The 15,908-nt window shown below is 66.3% G+C and carries 11 protein-coding genes; 8 read left to right on the top strand and 3 right to left on the bottom strand.

What is annotated here, in order from left to right; translation table 11 throughout:
• Positions 1–46: 46 nt before the first annotated feature.
• Positions 47–985, bottom strand: coding sequence for a proteasome assembly chaperone family protein (locus ACQCSW_RS13120; RefSeq protein ID WP_111906961.1), 939 nt, complete (start codon positions 983–985; stop codon positions 47–49).
• A 260-nt stretch (positions 986–1,245) separates the two neighbouring features.
• On the opposite strand from ACQCSW_RS13120, the gene ACQCSW_RS13125 reads away from it, so the two are divergent.
• The 5 genes from ACQCSW_RS13125 (at position 1,246) to ACQCSW_RS13145 (ending at position 7,463) form a co-directional block, all read left to right on the top strand.
• A complete protein-coding gene (locus ACQCSW_RS13125; RefSeq protein WP_354250722.1) occupies positions 1,246–2,772 on the top strand; it encodes a leucyl aminopeptidase in 1,527 nt (508 codons plus the stop codon).
• Between the two features lie 280 nt (positions 2,773–3,052).
• Entirely contained in the window at positions 3,053–4,435 is a 1,383-nt protein-coding gene (gene lpdA, locus ACQCSW_RS13130; RefSeq protein ID WP_426986508.1) for a dihydrolipoyl dehydrogenase, read from the top strand.
• Between the two features lie 124 nt (positions 4,436–4,559).
• Positions 4,560–6,296 (top strand): 2-oxoglutarate dehydrogenase, E2 component, dihydrolipoamide succinyltransferase, encoded by a 1,737-nt coding sequence (gene sucB / locus ACQCSW_RS13135; RefSeq protein WP_426986510.1) that lies wholly within the window; start codon positions 4,560–4,562, stop codon positions 6,294–6,296.
• 148 nt (positions 6,297–6,444) lie between these two features.
• Positions 6,445–6,801 (top strand): hypothetical protein, encoded by a 357-nt coding sequence (locus tag ACQCSW_RS13140; protein ID WP_426986512.1) that lies wholly within the window; start codon positions 6,445–6,447, stop codon positions 6,799–6,801.
• 233 nt (positions 6,802–7,034) lie between these two features.
• Positions 7,035–7,463, top strand: coding sequence for an OsmC family protein (locus tag ACQCSW_RS13145; protein ID WP_426986514.1), 429 nt, complete (start codon positions 7,035–7,037; stop codon positions 7,461–7,463).
• Positions 7,464–7,589: 126 nt separating this feature from the next.
• Here the strand turns inward: ACQCSW_RS13145 and ACQCSW_RS13150 are convergent, their stop codons facing one another.
• The gene (locus ACQCSW_RS13150) at positions 7,590–11,075 is read right to left on the bottom strand and encodes a S41 family peptidase (RefSeq protein ID WP_426986516.1); all 3,486 of its coding nucleotides are present in this window, start codon (positions 11,073–11,075) and stop codon (positions 7,590–7,592) included.
• A gap of 74 nt (positions 11,076–11,149) precedes the next feature.
• Between ACQCSW_RS13150 and ACQCSW_RS13155 the strand changes: the two genes are divergently transcribed.
• Positions 11,150–12,043 (top strand): TIGR01777 family oxidoreductase, encoded by an 894-nt coding sequence (locus tag ACQCSW_RS13155; RefSeq protein ID WP_426986518.1) that lies wholly within the window; start codon positions 11,150–11,152, stop codon positions 12,041–12,043.
• Positions 12,044–12,070: 27 nt separating this feature from the next.
• On the opposite strand, the gene ACQCSW_RS13160 is transcribed toward ACQCSW_RS13155, so the two are convergent.
• Positions 12,071–14,053 (bottom strand): serine/threonine protein kinase, encoded by a 1,983-nt coding sequence (locus tag ACQCSW_RS13160; RefSeq protein WP_426986520.1) that lies wholly within the window; start codon positions 14,051–14,053, stop codon positions 12,071–12,073.
• A 137-nt stretch (positions 14,054–14,190) separates the two neighbouring features.
• On the opposite strand from ACQCSW_RS13160, the gene lipB reads away from it, so the two are divergent.
• Both lipB and lipA read left to right on the top strand, forming a co-directional pair.
• On the top strand, positions 14,191–14,859 hold the full coding sequence (gene lipB, locus ACQCSW_RS13165) for a lipoyl(octanoyl) transferase LipB (protein ID WP_426986522.1): 669 nt from the start codon (positions 14,191–14,193) through the stop codon (positions 14,857–14,859).
• Positions 14,856–15,863: a lipoyl synthase gene (gene lipA, locus ACQCSW_RS13170; protein WP_111906948.1), complete on the top strand. Its 1,008-nt coding sequence runs from the start codon at positions 14,856–14,858 to the stop codon at positions 15,861–15,863. Before lipB ends, lipA begins: the two co-directional genes overlap by 4 nt.
• Positions 15,864–15,908: the final 45 nt, after the last annotated feature.

Raw genomic sequence — 15,908 nt, forward strand, 5'->3', positions numbered from 1 at the left:
GCCCCACCCTGGGCAGGCGTCTGCCAGCCGGACGCCGTGGGGCGGGCTACGGATGCGGATTCTCGCGAGCCAGGTAGGCCTCCACTGCCGCGCCCAGCTCGTCCCCGTTGGGCAGTTCGTCATTTTCATCGGCCAGGAGCGAGCGCCGGACGGTGCCTTCGGCCTTCTCGTCGTACCGCTCTTCCAGCCGGGCGACCACCTGCTGCACATCTTCCGAGGCTGCGACCTGCTCGGCGATCTGGCGGCCCACTTCCCGGCCAGCTTCGCGCAACCGGTCCGCAGGCAACATCAGTGATGTCGCGGCACCGAGGAATTCAAGTCCGGCTACGGCGGCCGGCGGGTATTCCGCCTCAGCAAGGTAGTGCGGAACGTGGATCACGTATCCGGCAACATTGCGCTCAGCTTCCATCAGCCGCAATTCCAGAATGTGGCCCACGGCCGCCGGAACGTCGACGGTGGGCTTCCAGACCGAAATGCCCTCGATCAATTCCGGACGGTTGCCGTGGACGGTCACACCCACAGGGCGCGTGTGCGGCACTGGCATGGGAATGGAGTGGATCCAGGTCACGAGGTTCACGTCCAGCTTTTCCACAATGCCGACGACGGCGCGCGCGAACCGCTCCCATTGAAGGTCAGGTTCAAAACCGGCCAGCAGCAGGAACGGGCTGCCGAGCCCGTCTGTCAGCTTGTACAGTGCCAGCTTCGGCTGCTGATAGTCCTGCAGATGATCCTCCACGAAGGAGATGTGGGGCCTCCGCGACCGGTAGTCGATGAGCTGGTCGGCGTCGAACACAGCCACCGCCTCGGCGTCCAGGGTGTCCAGGAGCTCCGCATTGATCTGCTTCACCACGTGGCCGGCATCGGCAAAGCCGGTGAAACCCATCACCAGGTTCAGCCCGCGGAGCGCCGGGCTGTGGAACAGCTCGATGTTGCTCGCATAGAGCGCATCGGGGTCCAGCAGGGAACCGGAAATCCGTTCAAGCACGGCGTCGTCCTTTCAAGGAGTCGGTGAATATCTTGTACAACGCGGCCAGGCACCCCGGCATTCCGCCAGCCGGTGTGGCGCAGGTCTCAGGAGATTCCGCTGCCGCGGCCCGCAGCGGCTACGATCGTAAATGGCCTGCCGGACGGGTTTTACCGGCACCCCGGCAACGTCCCGATCGGACGGCCGCCGGATTTCCATGGCCGAGCGCCTGACATCCATACCAGCGCGAACAGCCTTTTCGAGAATTGAGGACTTACCCCGTGGTCAAGAATACTGAAATCAACCTTAGTACCCTCGCTAAGGACCTGAAGAGGACCCCCAGTGACGCCGTGGTCATCGGCGTGGGACAGGGATCGGACGGCCCCGTCCTGCTTGAGAACCCGCTGACCGCGAAATCGGCTGAAGCGCTGACCGATTCCCTGAAGGTTCTGGGCGTCACCGGCGCCGCTGACCAGATCGTTCGGCTGCCCGGACTGCCGGAAACGGGTGCCGGGGTTCTGGTTCTCGCCGGCGTCGGCAAGGTGGCCGCTGGCCGTCCGCTGACCGAAGAGGCCCTGCGGCGTGCCGCAGGTTCCGCCGTCCGCCAGCTCGGCGGCCTGCCCACCGTAGTCCTCGCGCTCCCGACGGCGGGAGTCGCCGACGTCGCAGCGGTCGCCGAGGGTGCCGCCCTGGGAGCCTATTCCTTCACCGAGTACCGGTCGTCCAACGACGGGCTGAAGGAACCGGTCCGCAACGCGGTGATCTACACGGACGTTGCTGCCAATGATGCGCTTCGCTCTGCACTGACACGGGCAGGCCTGATCGGCAAAGCCGTCAACGCGACACGGTCCCTGGTCAACCAGCCGCCCAGCCACCTGTACCCCGAATCCTTCGCCGAGGCCGCCAAGGAGCTGGCCAAGGGCCTCCCTGTCAAGGTGACGGTCTGGGACGAAAAGCGCCTCGAAAAGGAAGGCTTCGGCGGCATCATGGGCGTGGGCAAGGGGTCCACCCGCCAGCCCCGCCTTGTGAAGGTCGAATACGCCCCCGCAAAGGCCACCGCAAAAATCGCCCTGGTGGGCAAGGGCATCACGTTCGACACCGGCGGAATCTCGATCAAGCCGGCCCTTGGCATGGGCGACATGAAGAGCGATATGGCGGGCGCCGCCGTCGTCCTTAATACTGTGCTGGCGATCGCAGGACTTGGCCTGCCGGTGAAGGCGACCGCCTGGCTCTGCATCGCGGAAAACATGCCGTCCGGTTCCGCCTCACGGCCTGCGGATGTGCTCACCATGTTCGGCGGCAAGACGGTCGAGGTGCTCAACACCGACGCCGAAGGCCGCCTGGTCATGGCAGACGGCATCGTCGCGGCGAGCCGTGAATACCCTGACGCCATCATCGACGTCGCCACCCTCACCGGCGCGCAGCTCATCGCCCTCGGCAACAGGACCGCCGGCGTGATGGGCTCGGATAGCGTCACCGGGCCGCTTAAGGCCGCCGCTGACCGTGCAGGCGAGCTGGTGTGGCCCATGCCGCTGCCGGAAGAGCTGCGTCAGAGCATCGACTCCCAGGTGGCCGACCTCGCCAATATCGGTGAACGCCATGGCGGCATGATGACCGCGGCTGTTTTCCTGCGCGAGTTTGTGGGCAAGGGCAAGGACGGGGAGCAGATCCCCTGGGCGCACATCGACATCGCCGGCCCGTCATTCAACAACGGAAGCCCGTACGGCTACACCCACAAGCAGGGCACGGGCTGCACGGTCCGCACACTGGTGGCCTACGTGGAGGACATCCTGGCGGCCGCCGCCTGACCCCAGAGCCACCTGACCTTGCTGTTGAGTTGTCACGCGGCCGCTTGCCATGCGACTGCAGAAACGGCCGTGATCCCTTGGCCACATGGCCGCGTGACACTCGACACAAGCGCCCCACAAAGGCGGCGCCAAGGTGGAGCATGGATGAGGGGTTCGCTAAGGTGAACCCCGGTAGTCACAAATGCACGAGAACCTGCCTGCTGGCATAATCACGGCAGTACAAGTTCAAGACCAGATGATGCGCACGATCGCGTCATCGTTCACGCGAGGGAGCGTTTAAGTGGCCGATCAGGCAACTGCGCAAGAATTCGACATCCTGGTACTAGGTGGCGGCAGCGGCGGATACGCCACAGCCCTGCGGGCCGTACAGCTTGGCTTCACCGTTGGTCTGGTTGAGAAGGCCAAACTGGGTGGTACCTGCCTGCACAACGGCTGTATCCCCACCAAGGCTCTGCTGCACTCCGCAGAAGTTGCCGACCACGCCCGCGACGGCGCCAAGTACGGCGTTAACGTGGAGCTCCAGTCCATCGACATGACCGCCGTGAACGCCTACAAGGACGGCATCGTTGCCGGTAAGTTCAAGGGCCTGCAGGGTCTGATCAAGGGCAAGGGCATTACCGTCATCGAGGGCGAGGGCAAGCTCACCGCCCCGGACACCATCACCGTCAACGGCACGGCCTACAAGGGCAAGAACATCGTCCTCGCCACCGGCTCCTACTCCCGCTCCCTTCCGGGCCTGGAAATCGGCGGCCGCGTGATCACTTCTGACGAAGCCCTCAAGATGGACTACGTGCCCAAGAGCGTCATCGTCCTGGGCGGCGGCGTCATCGGCGTCGAATTCGCTTCAGTATGGAAGTCCTTCGGCGCGGACGTCACCGTCGTTGAGGGCCTGCCTTCCCTGGTGCCCAACGAGGACGCATCGATCATCAAGGTCCTGGAGCGCACCTTCAAGAAGCGCGGCATCAAGTTCAACACCGGCACCTTCTTCCAGGGCGTCGAGCAGAACAACGACGGCGTCAAGGTCACCCTGGTGGACGGCAAGACCTTCGAAGCAGACCTTCTGCTCGTGGCTGTCGGACGCGGACCGTCCACGGCTGGCCTGGGGTTCGAAGAAGCGGGCGTCACGGTTGACCGCGGCTTCGTGATCACCAACGAACGCCTCCACACCGGCGTCGGCAACGTCTACGCCGTCGGCGACATCGTTCCCGGCGTGCAGCTGGCACACCGCGGTTTCCAGCAGGGCATCTTCGTCGCCGAAGAAATCGCCGGCCTGAAGCCGGTGGTTGTCGACGACATCAACGTCCCCAAGGTCACCTACTGCGACCCCGAGATTGCCTCGGTGGGTTACTCCGAGAAGGCCGCCAAGGAGAAGTTCGGCGAGGACAAGGTTGAGAGCACCGAATACAACCTGGCCGGAAACGGCAAGAGCGCCATCCTGGGCACCGGCGGCATCATCAAGTTCGTCCGCGAAAAAGACGGCCCCGTTGTTGGCGTCCACATGATCGGCACCCGCGTCGGCGAGCAGATCGGCGAAGCCCAGCTGATCGTCAACTGGGAAGCCTACCCGGAAGATGTTGCCGGACTCATCCACGCGCACCCAACGCAGAACGAGGCACTCGGCGAGGCAGCAATGGCCCTGGCCGGGCGCCCGCTTCACGGCTAGTTACAGCCAACAGCACAGCAAGACAACAGGGCTTAGTGCACCCGGCGTGACCCGCCGGGTGCACTAAGCTCGAACAAGCCAGCCATCATCCGCACAAAAGATCAATAAGGAGAACGGGGACGACATGTCTGAATCCGTTAACTTGCCCGCCCTCGGTGAGAGCGTCACCGAAGGAACCGTCACCCGCTGGCTCAAGCAGGTAGGTGACCGGGTAGAGGTGGACGAACCGCTGCTCGAGGTTTCCACCGACAAAGTAGACACCGAAATCCCCTCTCCGATTGCCGGCATCATCGAGGAAATCCTCGTTGCCGAAGACGAGACCGCCGAAGTAGGCGCTCCCCTGGTCCGCATCGGCGACGGCTCCGGCGGCGGCGCGGCCCCCGAAGCAGCAGCGCCGGCCGAAGAAGCCCCCGCCGCACCGGCTGCAGAGGCACCAGCCGAAGAAGCACCTGCTGAAAAGGCCCCGGCGGCAGAAGCTCCCGCAGCGGCAGCACCCGCCGCGTCGGACGGCGAAAGCCACGACGTCACCCTCCCGGCACTGGGCGAAAGCGTCACCGAAGGAACGGTCACCCGCTGGCTGAAGGCCGTAGGCGACACCGTTGCAGTGGATGAGCCGTTGCTCGAGGTATCCACCGACAAGGTCGACACTGAAATCCCGTCCCCCGTCGCGGGAACGCTGCAGGAAATCCGGGTCAACGAAGACGAAACCGCCGAGGTTGGCGCAGTCCTCGCCGTCATCGGCTCCGGCGCGGCAGCCCCCGCAGCCTCCGCTCCGGCAGCAGCTCCGGCACCCGCCGCCGAGCCTGCGGCACCAGCGCCCGCCGCGGCACCTGCTCCCGTTGCACCCAAGGCAGAGGCTGCTCCGGCGGCACCTGCTGCTCCCATGGCACCTGCTCCTGCAGCAGCCCCGGCACCCGCAGCCGAGCCTGCTGCCGGCGGCGAGTCCGGCTACGTGACTCCCCTGGTCCGGAAGCTGGCCAACCAGCACGGCGTGGACGTTGCATCACTGTCCGGCACCGGCGTTGGTGGACGCATCCGCAAGCAGGACGTCCTCGCCGCGGCAGAAGCCAAGGCCGCTCCCGCAGCAGCCGCCCCGGCCAAGCCGTCCGCCGCTCCGGCCGGCCCGGCAGCCTCCTCCCTGCGCGGCACCACGCAGAAGGCTCCCCGCATCCGCCAGGTCATCGCGCGCCGTATGCGCGAATCCCTCGAAATCTCCACGCAGCTCACGCAGGTGCACGAAGTGGACATGACCAAGGTGGCCAAGCTCCGCCTGAAGGCCAAGAACTCGTTCCTGGCCCAGAACGGCGTCAAGCTCACTTTCCTGCCGTTCATCGCCAAGGCCGTGGCCGAGGCCCTCAAGCAGCACCCCAAGCTCAACGCTGCGTACGACGAGGACAAGCAGGAGATCACGTACCACAACGCCGAGCACCTGGCGATCGCAGTGGACACGGACAAGGGCCTCCTGGTTCCGGTCGTCACCGATGCCGGCAACCTGAACCTGGCCGGGCTGGCCGCCAAGATCGCCGACGTTGCCGGGCGCACCCGCGACGGCAAGATCGGCCCGGATGAGCTGTCCGGCGGAACGTTCAGCATCACCAACATCGGTTCGGTCGGCGCCCTGTTCGACACCCCGATCATCAACCAGCCGCAGGTGGGCATCCTGGGCACCGGCGCGATCGTCAAGCGCCCCGTGGTGGTGGCCGATGAGAACGGTGACGACTCGATCGCCATCCGCTCCATGATGTACCTGTCCCTCACGTACGACCACCGCCTGGTGGACGGCGCGGATGCAGGACGCTTCCTCCAGACCCTGAAGGCCCGCCTTGAAGAAGGCGCCTTCGAGGCCGACCTGGGACTCTAGCCCCGAGCCAGAGCCGAACGACGGCGGTGCACGCACCGGTGGGAAACCACTGGAACGCGAGCACCGCCGTCGTGGTTTATGGCGGGGTACTTTCGGGCCCCGCGTGGCTTTGCTACGCGACGTAGAATCTACTGGCTAAGCTGGTGCCATGACTATCGTGTTCAGCATCCTGGTGTTCTTGCATATCGTCGGCGCAGCAATGATCGTGGGCTACTGGATCGCCACGATCAAAGAGCCGACCGTCCACCCGCGCCAGCGTGACGGCGCCTTCCTGCAGCTGCTGACCGGCGTCGCCATGATGGGCATGATAACGATTCCGGAACTGAACATGCATGCCGACTATTTCAAGCTTGGCATCAAGTTCGCCATCGGTGTCACTGTTGCCGTGCTGGCCGTGATCGGCTCCCGTAAGGTCAAGAAGGGTGAACCGGTTTCCACCGGCCTGGCCCACGGAGTCGGCGGACTTGCGCTGCTCAACGTGGCCATCGCCACGCTCTGGAACTGATCGCGCACTGAACCACGCACGACGGCGCCGCTCCCCTCATCCGGAGCGGCGCCGTCGCTGTTTAACGGCCAAGCGGTGACCGCCGGGCGTCAGTCGCCAAGCGGCCGGGGCGCGCAGTCACAATCCACTGAGAGCGGACACTCTGTGCACGGGCGCCGCCCAATCCCTAGGATTGGAACCGGCGGGGCCAGGCAACGGCCGGTCCCGGTTCGAACCGACTTTGAGGAGTGGACATGGCAGCAATACGCACCGCGCACACAGTATGGAACGGCGACCTGATCACAGGGTCGGGTCAGACCACGCTGGACAGCTCCGGCCTGGGCACATTTGACGTTACCTGGAAGGCACGCACCGAAGCGGCCGAAGGCAAGACCAGCCCGGAAGAACTGATCGCCGCAGCGCACGCGAGCTGCTTCTCGATGGCGTTCAGCAACATGCTCGCCCAGGCAGGCCACGCACCCGAGGAAATCAACACCAAAGCGGACGTCACCTTCGTGCCGGGCACAGGCATCACCGGCAGCCACCTGACGGTGTCCGCCAAGGTCCCCGGCCTCTCCGAAGAGGAATTCCAGCGGATCGCCGGCGAAGCCAAGGTTGGCTGCCCGGTTTCCGGCGCACTGGCCAGCATCGACATCACCTTGGACGCTACCCTGCAGTCCTGATCCAGCCAGGCCGCTGCCGCGTTCGCTATGAACGCTGACGGCTCCTGAAACCGAAAAGGCCCTGCTCCCGCCCGGACTAACCGGGAGGAGCAGGGCCTCTTTTGTTCTGCAGGCGCCGGGCCGGCCTTAGCCGCCGTGCCGGCGGGCCGGAAGCGGCGCGGGCTTCAGGCGGCGGTAGCCTTCGCGGACAGGGGGCTTGTCCGTGGGCAGCTCCTGGATCATTTCCTTAAGCGCACCGATCCCGTATTCCAGCTGGGGGTCCCTGCCGGCGGCGTAGGCGTGCGGCGGGTAGAGCACTTCAATGTCGGGGTCCACGCCGTAGTTTTCCACGGACCAGCCCACGCCGCCACCGAACCAGGTGGCGTACCGCGGCTGGGTTACGCCGGTTCCGTCGGCGAGGGAGAACCTGTTGTCGATCCCCACCACACCGCCCCACGTACGCGTGCCGATCACTGGCCCGATCCCCCGCAGCTTGGAGACCTGGGTGATGATGTCGCCGTCGGACCCGGCAAATTCATCGGCGAGGATGATCACTGGGCCCCGCGGGGCGTGGTGCGGGTAGGTCCGCGGACGTTCGCCGCGGGGCATGCTCCAGCCGGTGACCTTCCGGCCAATCAGTTCCGCCACCAGCTGGGACGTGTGGCCGCCACGGTTCCGGCGGACGTCCACGATGAGGCCGTCAAGGGCAGTTTCGGTGTCCAGGTCGCGGTGCAGCTGCGCCCAGCCGTTAGCCATCATGTCCGGGATGTGCAGGTACCCGTAGCGGCCGCCGGAGGCCTCCCGGACGATCCGGCGGTTCGCGGCCACCCACTCCTGGTAGCGCAGGCGCTCCTCGTCCTTGACCGGGATCACAGCGATCCGCCGCTGCTCCCCGGCCTCAGCTCCATGCGCGGCTCCGTTGCGCAGTGTTAGCTCTACAGCCCGTCCGGCGGCGCCCACCAGCTGCATCGCGGGGCTCACCGTGGCGGACAGCGGCACACCGTCGATGGCCAGGACAACGTCCCCGGCCATCGCGGCAGCGCCGGGCCGTGTCAGCGGCGATGTGGCCAGGGGGTCCGACGACTCGCCAGCAAGGATGCGGGTGATCTCCCACCCGGCCGGTGTGAAGGCGAAGTCTGCGCCGAGCCGTCCTTGGCCGCTGCTGCCGTTCTCCGTGACCGCTGTAGGCCGGACGTAGGCGTGCGAGGTGCCCAGCTCCCCGTGAAGCTCCCAGAGCAGGTCCACCAGGTCATCATGGGAACCCAGGCGGTCCACGAGGGGCCGGTACCGCTTGTGGATGGACTCCCAGTCCTGGCCGGCCATGTCCTCGGCCCAGAAGAAGTCGCGCTGCAGGCGCCAGGCTTCGTCGAACGCCTGGCCCCAGACGCTGAGCGGATCCATCATCACCCGGATGCGGCCCAGGTCCACCTTGACCAGCTGGCCGGATTCCTCATCGGCCTTGGCGGCAGAGGGAACCACGCTGACCTGATTGTCGTTGACCAGCACCACTTTCTTGCCATCGCCGGAGAGCCGGTAGCTATCCAGGGCTTCCACCAGCGTGGCGGACTTCCGGCGGGCCAGGTCGAACCGGACCAGGCTCGGGCGGGCATCCTTGTCTTCCTGGCTGGCTTTGCCGTCGCCGGTGACGCCTGCCAGGGCCCAGTCCAGCCACAGCAGTGCGCCCTCCGTTGACGTCAGTGAGGTGTAGTTGCCCTGGGGCACGGGAACGCCGATGACACGGTGGGCCAATCCGGTCGGATCGACACGGACCGCGGGACCTGCCGCGGCGTCTGCATCCGTGCCGTCCGTGCTTGCGGCGGGGGCCAGGTCAACAGCGGGGCCAAACGGCGACGGCGTCGCGGCGGCCAGTGCCACCAGATACGGCTTGATGGGGCTGGGGAAGGACAGGTCAAACGAGTGTCCGTCGTAGACCGGATCAAAGCTGCGGTTGGACAGGAAAGCCAGGAACTTTCCGTCCGGCGTGAAACTTGGGGACCTGTCGCAGAAACGGCCGTCTGTGACCTCGACGACGCCGCCCGCCAAGTCCGTGGCGTTGGCCAGCCGGAGCCGGCTCCGGGAGCCGAACGAGGTGACGGGTTCGGACCAGGCCAGCCACTGTGAGTCTGGAGACCACGCGAGTTCCGCGATGGTGCCCTCGCCGATGCTGGTGACCAGAGACAATTCCCCGGTGGCTGTGTCCGCCACATACACATCTCCGAAGGAGGTACCCACAGCAATCCACCGGCCATCGGGGCTCGCTTCCAGGGCGCTGGCGCGTGACGGCTTGGGGAAAGCGATGCGGGTCGGCAGGCCGGTGGTTGCTGCGTTGACGGCGGATTCCGCCGTGCCATGTGCGGCGTCGGCCGGGGATTCATCGGTCGACGAGTCATCCGGCACCGGAACAACGACGTCGGCAGTCACCGCTGCGGAAGATGCCGCCGCGGGAACCGGCCGCGGCAGCGGCGCTTCCGATTGGTCCCGGTCGGCTGCGGCGGGCACCGCAACCGGGGCTGCCGTGACGGCAGGAACCACAGTATCGGGGACCGGAGCGGCAATCTCCTTGATGTAGATCGCCTCCACACCGTCATGATCTGCGACGTAAGCGAGGCGGCCGCCGTCGAGCGGCCTGGGGAGCCGTGCCCGGACACCCGGGGTGGCCTCGACGATACGGGAGGGGCCGTCCTTGTGGCGGAGCCAGTGAAGGGTGCCATGGGCCTCCACGGCGCTGGCGGAGCCGCTGTCATCTGGCACCACCGCGCCCAGGTGTTTGGAGGTTTTCAGCAGGCCCGGGCGACGCGATTGCGACGCGGAGCCCAGCGAGATGTCCAGCCGTACCGCGGCAGAGGACAGATCGTGCAGGATCCAGAGCTCACCGGCAGATTCGAAGATGACCCGCTCACCGTCAGTGGACGCGTGCCGGACGTAGAAGTCCTCGTGGTCGGTGTGCCGTCGCAGATCGCCGCCGCCGGGCAGCACCGAGTACAGGTTTCCGTAACCCTCATGGTCTGACAGGAACGCAATGCGCCCGTCCACCCACAGCGGATCTGCGAGGTTTCCGTCGAGGTCGGGAAGCAGGCGCTCGAACTCCCCGTTTCCATCGGCGTCAATCCAGAGCTTTCCCGCGGTGCCGCCGCGGTACCGCTTCCACCAGGCCGGTTCACGGGAGAGCACGCTGGCCAGGACAACCGGCCGCTCGTCCCCCACTTCGGGACCGAAGGCCACGGATTCGACCGGCCCGAAGGCAAGCTCCTCAGCCGACCCGCCGTCGACTGGGACGCTGTAAGCATAGGTGTGCCGGCTTTCAGCCTGGCGGAACGCGCTGGTCACCACTACGTCGCCGGCTGCGGTGAAGCCTTTGACCTTAGTTGTGGCGTGGCCGAAATACGTCAGTTGCCGGTAGCCACCGCCGTCGACCTCCGCCGAGACCACTTCCGGGGCGGTTCCCTGGATAACAGTCCAGACCAGCCGCTTGCCGTCAGGGGTAAACCGCGGATTGCGGGCGGGCAACTGCAGCGACGACACCCGCCATGCACGGCCGCCGCTGAGCGGTGCGATCCAAACGTCGTCCTCTGCCACAAACGTGACCAGATCGCCGTGGACATGCGGAAACCGGAAGTAGCTCGAAGAAGTCATCGTTCGATCATAGTCAACTCCCGGTACGGTCCGAGGGAGGTACCGACGGCGTGCGGGCCGTGGTGAGATGGATCATGCACATTGTCATTGCCGGGGCCTCCGGGCTGATCGGAACCCATTTGTCCGCAACGTTGCGCGAGGCCGGCCATGACGTGGTGGCCCTCGTCCGACGCGAGCCTTCGTCCACGGCCGAAGTCCGCTGGGACCCCGCTGCCCATCGCCTCGATGCGCAGGCGCTGGCCGGTGCCGACACCGTGATCAACCTCTCCGGTGCCGGGATCGGGGACAGGCCCTGGACCGGCCGCCGGATCGACGAACTGTTAAGTTCACGGCTGGCTGCCACCAGTACCCTGACCGCTGCCATGGCCCGGCTTGACGATCCGCCGCGGACGTTCATCAGCCAGTCGGCGTCCGGGTACTACGGCGATTCGGGGTCCGCCCAGCTCCGGGAGAGCGCGTCGCCGGGCTCGGGCGTTCTGTCACGTATCTGCGTCGAGTGGGAGGCCGCCGCCCATCAGGCACCGGCCGGTGTCCGCGTGGTCACACCACGCACCGGTGTTGTCCTCAGCCCCGCAGGCGGCGCACTGGGCCGGCTATTGCCCCTGCTTCGCCTCGGGCTGGGCGGTCCACTCGGCCACGGCAGGCAGTACTGGCCGTGGATCACGCTCCCGGACGTCGCCGCGGCCTTTATGTTCCTCGCTGACTCCGGGCTCCGCGGACCGGTCAATGTCTGTGCGCCCGAAAACGCTGACGTCAACGCATTGATCGGCGCGCTGGCATCCGCGCTCCATCGGCCGGCGATCCTCAGGGTGCCTGCGCCGGCCCTGCGGCTGGTCATGGGGCAGTTGGCCGACGAACTCCTCCTGGCCAGCCAGCGGATGGAACCGGCGGCACTGGAAGCAGCCGGCTTCCAGTGGCAGCACCCGTCACTGGCCGAGGCCGCTGCCTGGGTGGCCGGCAAGCACTGAGTCTGAGTCAATGGGCTGAGCCAACAGTCAGGACCCCGGCAGGACGTCCGTAATCCGCCAGCGGCCGTCAACGGAGACCAGCACTAGCCGGAGGTTCTGGGCGGCCGCCGGCGCGCCCGCCGCCACGAGCGCTCCGGAACCGTCCCTTTCCTCATAGGGCGACGTGGCTGACGTGACACTGACTACAACATGACCCGATGGACTGACGGGCTGGACCTGCAGGTTCGATACGGAACTGGTGAATCCGGCCAGGACGTGGCCGGACTCCTGGAGCTCAGCCTTGAGGCCTGCATCCATGGCAGAGGCCGCCGATCCCGGGGCGTTAACCAGATCCAGCAGCTCCAGCCGGCCGGAGCTGAAGGCCAGGGACCTCACGGCGGCCAGTCCCCGGACTGCTTCGAGCGGGTCCGCCGAGTCCAGCTGCGCCGCGGCGGCAGCGGGGACTCCTGCGGCGGCGAGCATAATGTCCACCTCTCCGGTATCCGCGCTCTCCGCCGATGCCGGTCCGCGGGTCCTGTCACCCGAGCTGGCAGCCACGGCCCCCGGTCCTGCGGGCGCCACCCACGGCCCGTCCGGCCCAAAGGCGCCAGCGGCCCAGATGGCACCTGCCATGATGGCGCCGGCTCCTACCGCCAGCAGCACGGTGCCCCGATTGCGTCCGGCCATCCCTGCACGCCCGCCGCCCCGGTTCGGGCCGGGGCCCACCGCCTTCTGCGACGCCACCGATCGACGCCTCGCGCCGGGGATTGGTTCTTCATCGTTCGGGCCGGGGCCCACCGCCTTCTGTGACGCCACCGATCGACGCCTCGCGCCGGGGATTGGTTCTTCATCGTTCGGGCCGGGCGCCAAGGCGTGCCTGCCGCGCGGCGCCGGCTTTTCATCGTCGACCGCCTGTACCGGCACGGCCGGACTGCCGGCCTCTGGTTCGCCGGCCTCTGGTATGCGGAGCATAGGTGCGCGCACCACTGGCATCTCCGCTTCCTCCCCAGCCGGGAACGGAAGGACCTGCCGAACCCCCACCAGTCCGGACCAGCGCGACGTCGAGATCCGGCGCCGCCAGGCCCGGAGACCAGTCCGGAGCGCGCCGCCGGGATGTTCCGGGACGCGGCGCCGCGTCAGCAGCTGCGGAATGACCGTGGCGTGGACGGAGGACGCGAGGTCGACCGGCAGCGGCGGGGCACTGCGGTAGACCGCCGTCGCCAACTCAACAGCCGTGGGCCGCAGCCGCCGGTCCTCATTAAGGCCCGCCTCCAGGGCAGCGGCCAGCTCGGCAGGAACGTCAGGGAGCAGGAGTGAGAGAGGTGGGCGGTCGGCGGTCCGGCGTGGCCGCTGGCCCGTGAGGCAGTACCACCCCAGTGCCGCCACCGAGTAGACGTCACGTTCCGGCTGCAGCCCGGCCCGCACGGCGTCCACCGGTGCCGGATCCATAAACCCCGGGGTGCCATGGTCCGGCACTGCCGAAACATCACCCACCATCCTGGCAATGCCGACGTCGGACAGCATTGGCTTGCCATGACCTGTAAAGAGGACGTTCCCCGGCGATACGTCACCGTGGGTGAACCCCTGGCCGTGCAGGTAGCCAAGCACCTGGGCAATAGGGGTGAGCACGGTGACCGTCTCCCCGATGGTGAGCTTGGCCCTGCTGCCGACCAGATCTCCGAGGGAACCGCCGGGCGCGTAATCCAGCAGCAGCCCTATTGTCCCTCCGCCCGTCACCTCTGATCCGGCCGGCCGGTGAAGACTTAGGGCGTCGTGGGCCTTGATGAGGTGCTGGTGGTCGAGGACAGAAAGAATACGGATTTCACGGCGGATGGCCTCCTCGGCGTCGGCCCCGGGCTCCCTGCCTTCGCCAGGACCGGTCACCCCGCTGTGCCCTTCACCAAGGCATTTCAGGGCAAACTCGCGGCCGGACCTTTCTTCAGTAACCAGCCACACTGTTGAACTTCCGCCGCGGCCCAACATGCGGCCCACCAGGAAGCCGGGGACCACCGGGGCAGTGAAATCATCCATGACACATGTTTAGCGGAATCCGGGAATGCCTGCAGAAGTTATCCACAGGCCATGGGCATCCACTGGCTCCGCCGGTGGCATGAGAGGTCCGACACTATAGCCGGACCCCTCGCGGATCGGGGTCTAAGCTGGACGGCATGACTCTTGAGTTTTCACAGGTGGGTCTCGCCCCGGATTTCGTTGACTACACGCGCGGTTGGGATCTGCAGCGCGGAATCCACGGCAAGGTCGTCGCAGCCGAGGCTCCCAGCACTGTCCTCATCCTTGAACATGCCGCCGTCTATACAGCCGGCAAGCTCACAGAAGAGCACGAGCGCCCGTTGGACGGCACGCCCGTCGTGGCGGTGGACCGCGGCGGAAAGCTGACCTGGCATGGCCCCGGCCAGCTGATCGCGTATCCGATTCTCAAGCTGAAGAACCGGTCAGGCATCCGCGACTACGTTGAGCGGCTCGAAGCGGTCATGATCGCCGTCATGGCTGACTATGGCATCAACGCTGAGCGCATCAAGGGACGCGCCGGCGTGTGGATCACAGGTGACGGCAAAGGCCCGGACCGGAAGATTGCAGCAATCGGCATCCGCGTCCTGGACGGGGTCACAATGCACGGAATCGCCATTAACTGCAACAATGATCTGGCGCCTTATGCCCAGATCATTGCCTGTGGCATCACCGACGCCAGCGTCACCACAATGTCCATCGAAACCGGCAGGAACATCGCCCCGAGCGATATCGCGGACCGGTTTGTGGAAGAATTTCGCAAGCACGAAGAAGCACTCGTTTCAAGCCCTGAGGGAGCACTCCTGTGACACTGGCACCAGAAGGCCGGAAGCTGCTGCGTGTTGAGCAGCGTAACTCTGCAGTACCTGTGGAGCGGAAGCCGGAGTGGATCAAGGCGAAGGTCCAGATGGGTCCGGAGTATGTCCAGCTCAAGAACCTGGTCAAGAAGGAAGGCCTGCACACGGTGTGTGAGGAGGCCGGCTGCCCGAACATTTTTGAGTGCTGGGAAGACAAGGAAGCCACGTTCCTGATCGGCGGGTCCGAATGCACCCGGCGCTGTGATTTCTGCCAGATCGACACGGGCAAGCCGTCCCCGGTGGACATGTTCGAGCCGACCAAGGTGGCCCGTTCGGTCCTGGCCATGCAGTTGCGCTACGCCACCGTGACGGGGGTGGCCCGTGATGATCTGGCCGATGAGGGTGTGTGGCTGTACGCCGAGACGGTCCGGAAGATCCACGAGCTGAACCCGGGCACCGGCGTGGAGCTGCTGATCCCTGATTTCTCCGGCAAGCCCGAGCACATCGAGGCGATCTGCGATTCCAAGCCGGAGGTCTTCGCGCACAACGTCGAGACCGTGCCCAGGATTTTCAAGCGCATCCGTCCGGCGTTCCGGTATGACCGGTCCCTGGATGTCATCACCCAGGGCCGGAAGCTGGGCATGGTGACCAAGTCCAACCTGATCCTGGGCATGGGTGAGACCCGTGAGGAGATCTCCGAGGCGTTGCGGGACCTGCACGAGGCCGGCTGCGACCTGATCACCATCACCCAGTACCTGCGCCCGTCCGAGCGGCACCTGCCGGTGGACCGCTGGGTCAAGCCGCAGGAGTTCGTGGACCTCCAGGACGAGGCCAAGGAGATCGGGTTCCTCGGGGTGATGTCCGGGCCGCTGGTCCGTTCCTCCTACCGTGCCGGCCGGCTCTGGGCCACCGCGATGCGCAAGAAGGGCTGGGAAATCCCCGCCCAGCTCGCCCACATCGAGTCCTCCGGCAGCACCCGCCAGGAAGCCAGCTCACTGCTCGCCGCACATTCCTAAGCCGTAGTTTGGTATCCCTGAGGGCCGGCACCGGACATTCTCCGG

The organism is Pseudarthrobacter sp. Y6, from assembly GCF_050156205.1.
Taxonomy (GTDB): domain Bacteria; phylum Actinomycetota; class Actinomycetes; order Actinomycetales; family Micrococcaceae; genus Arthrobacter.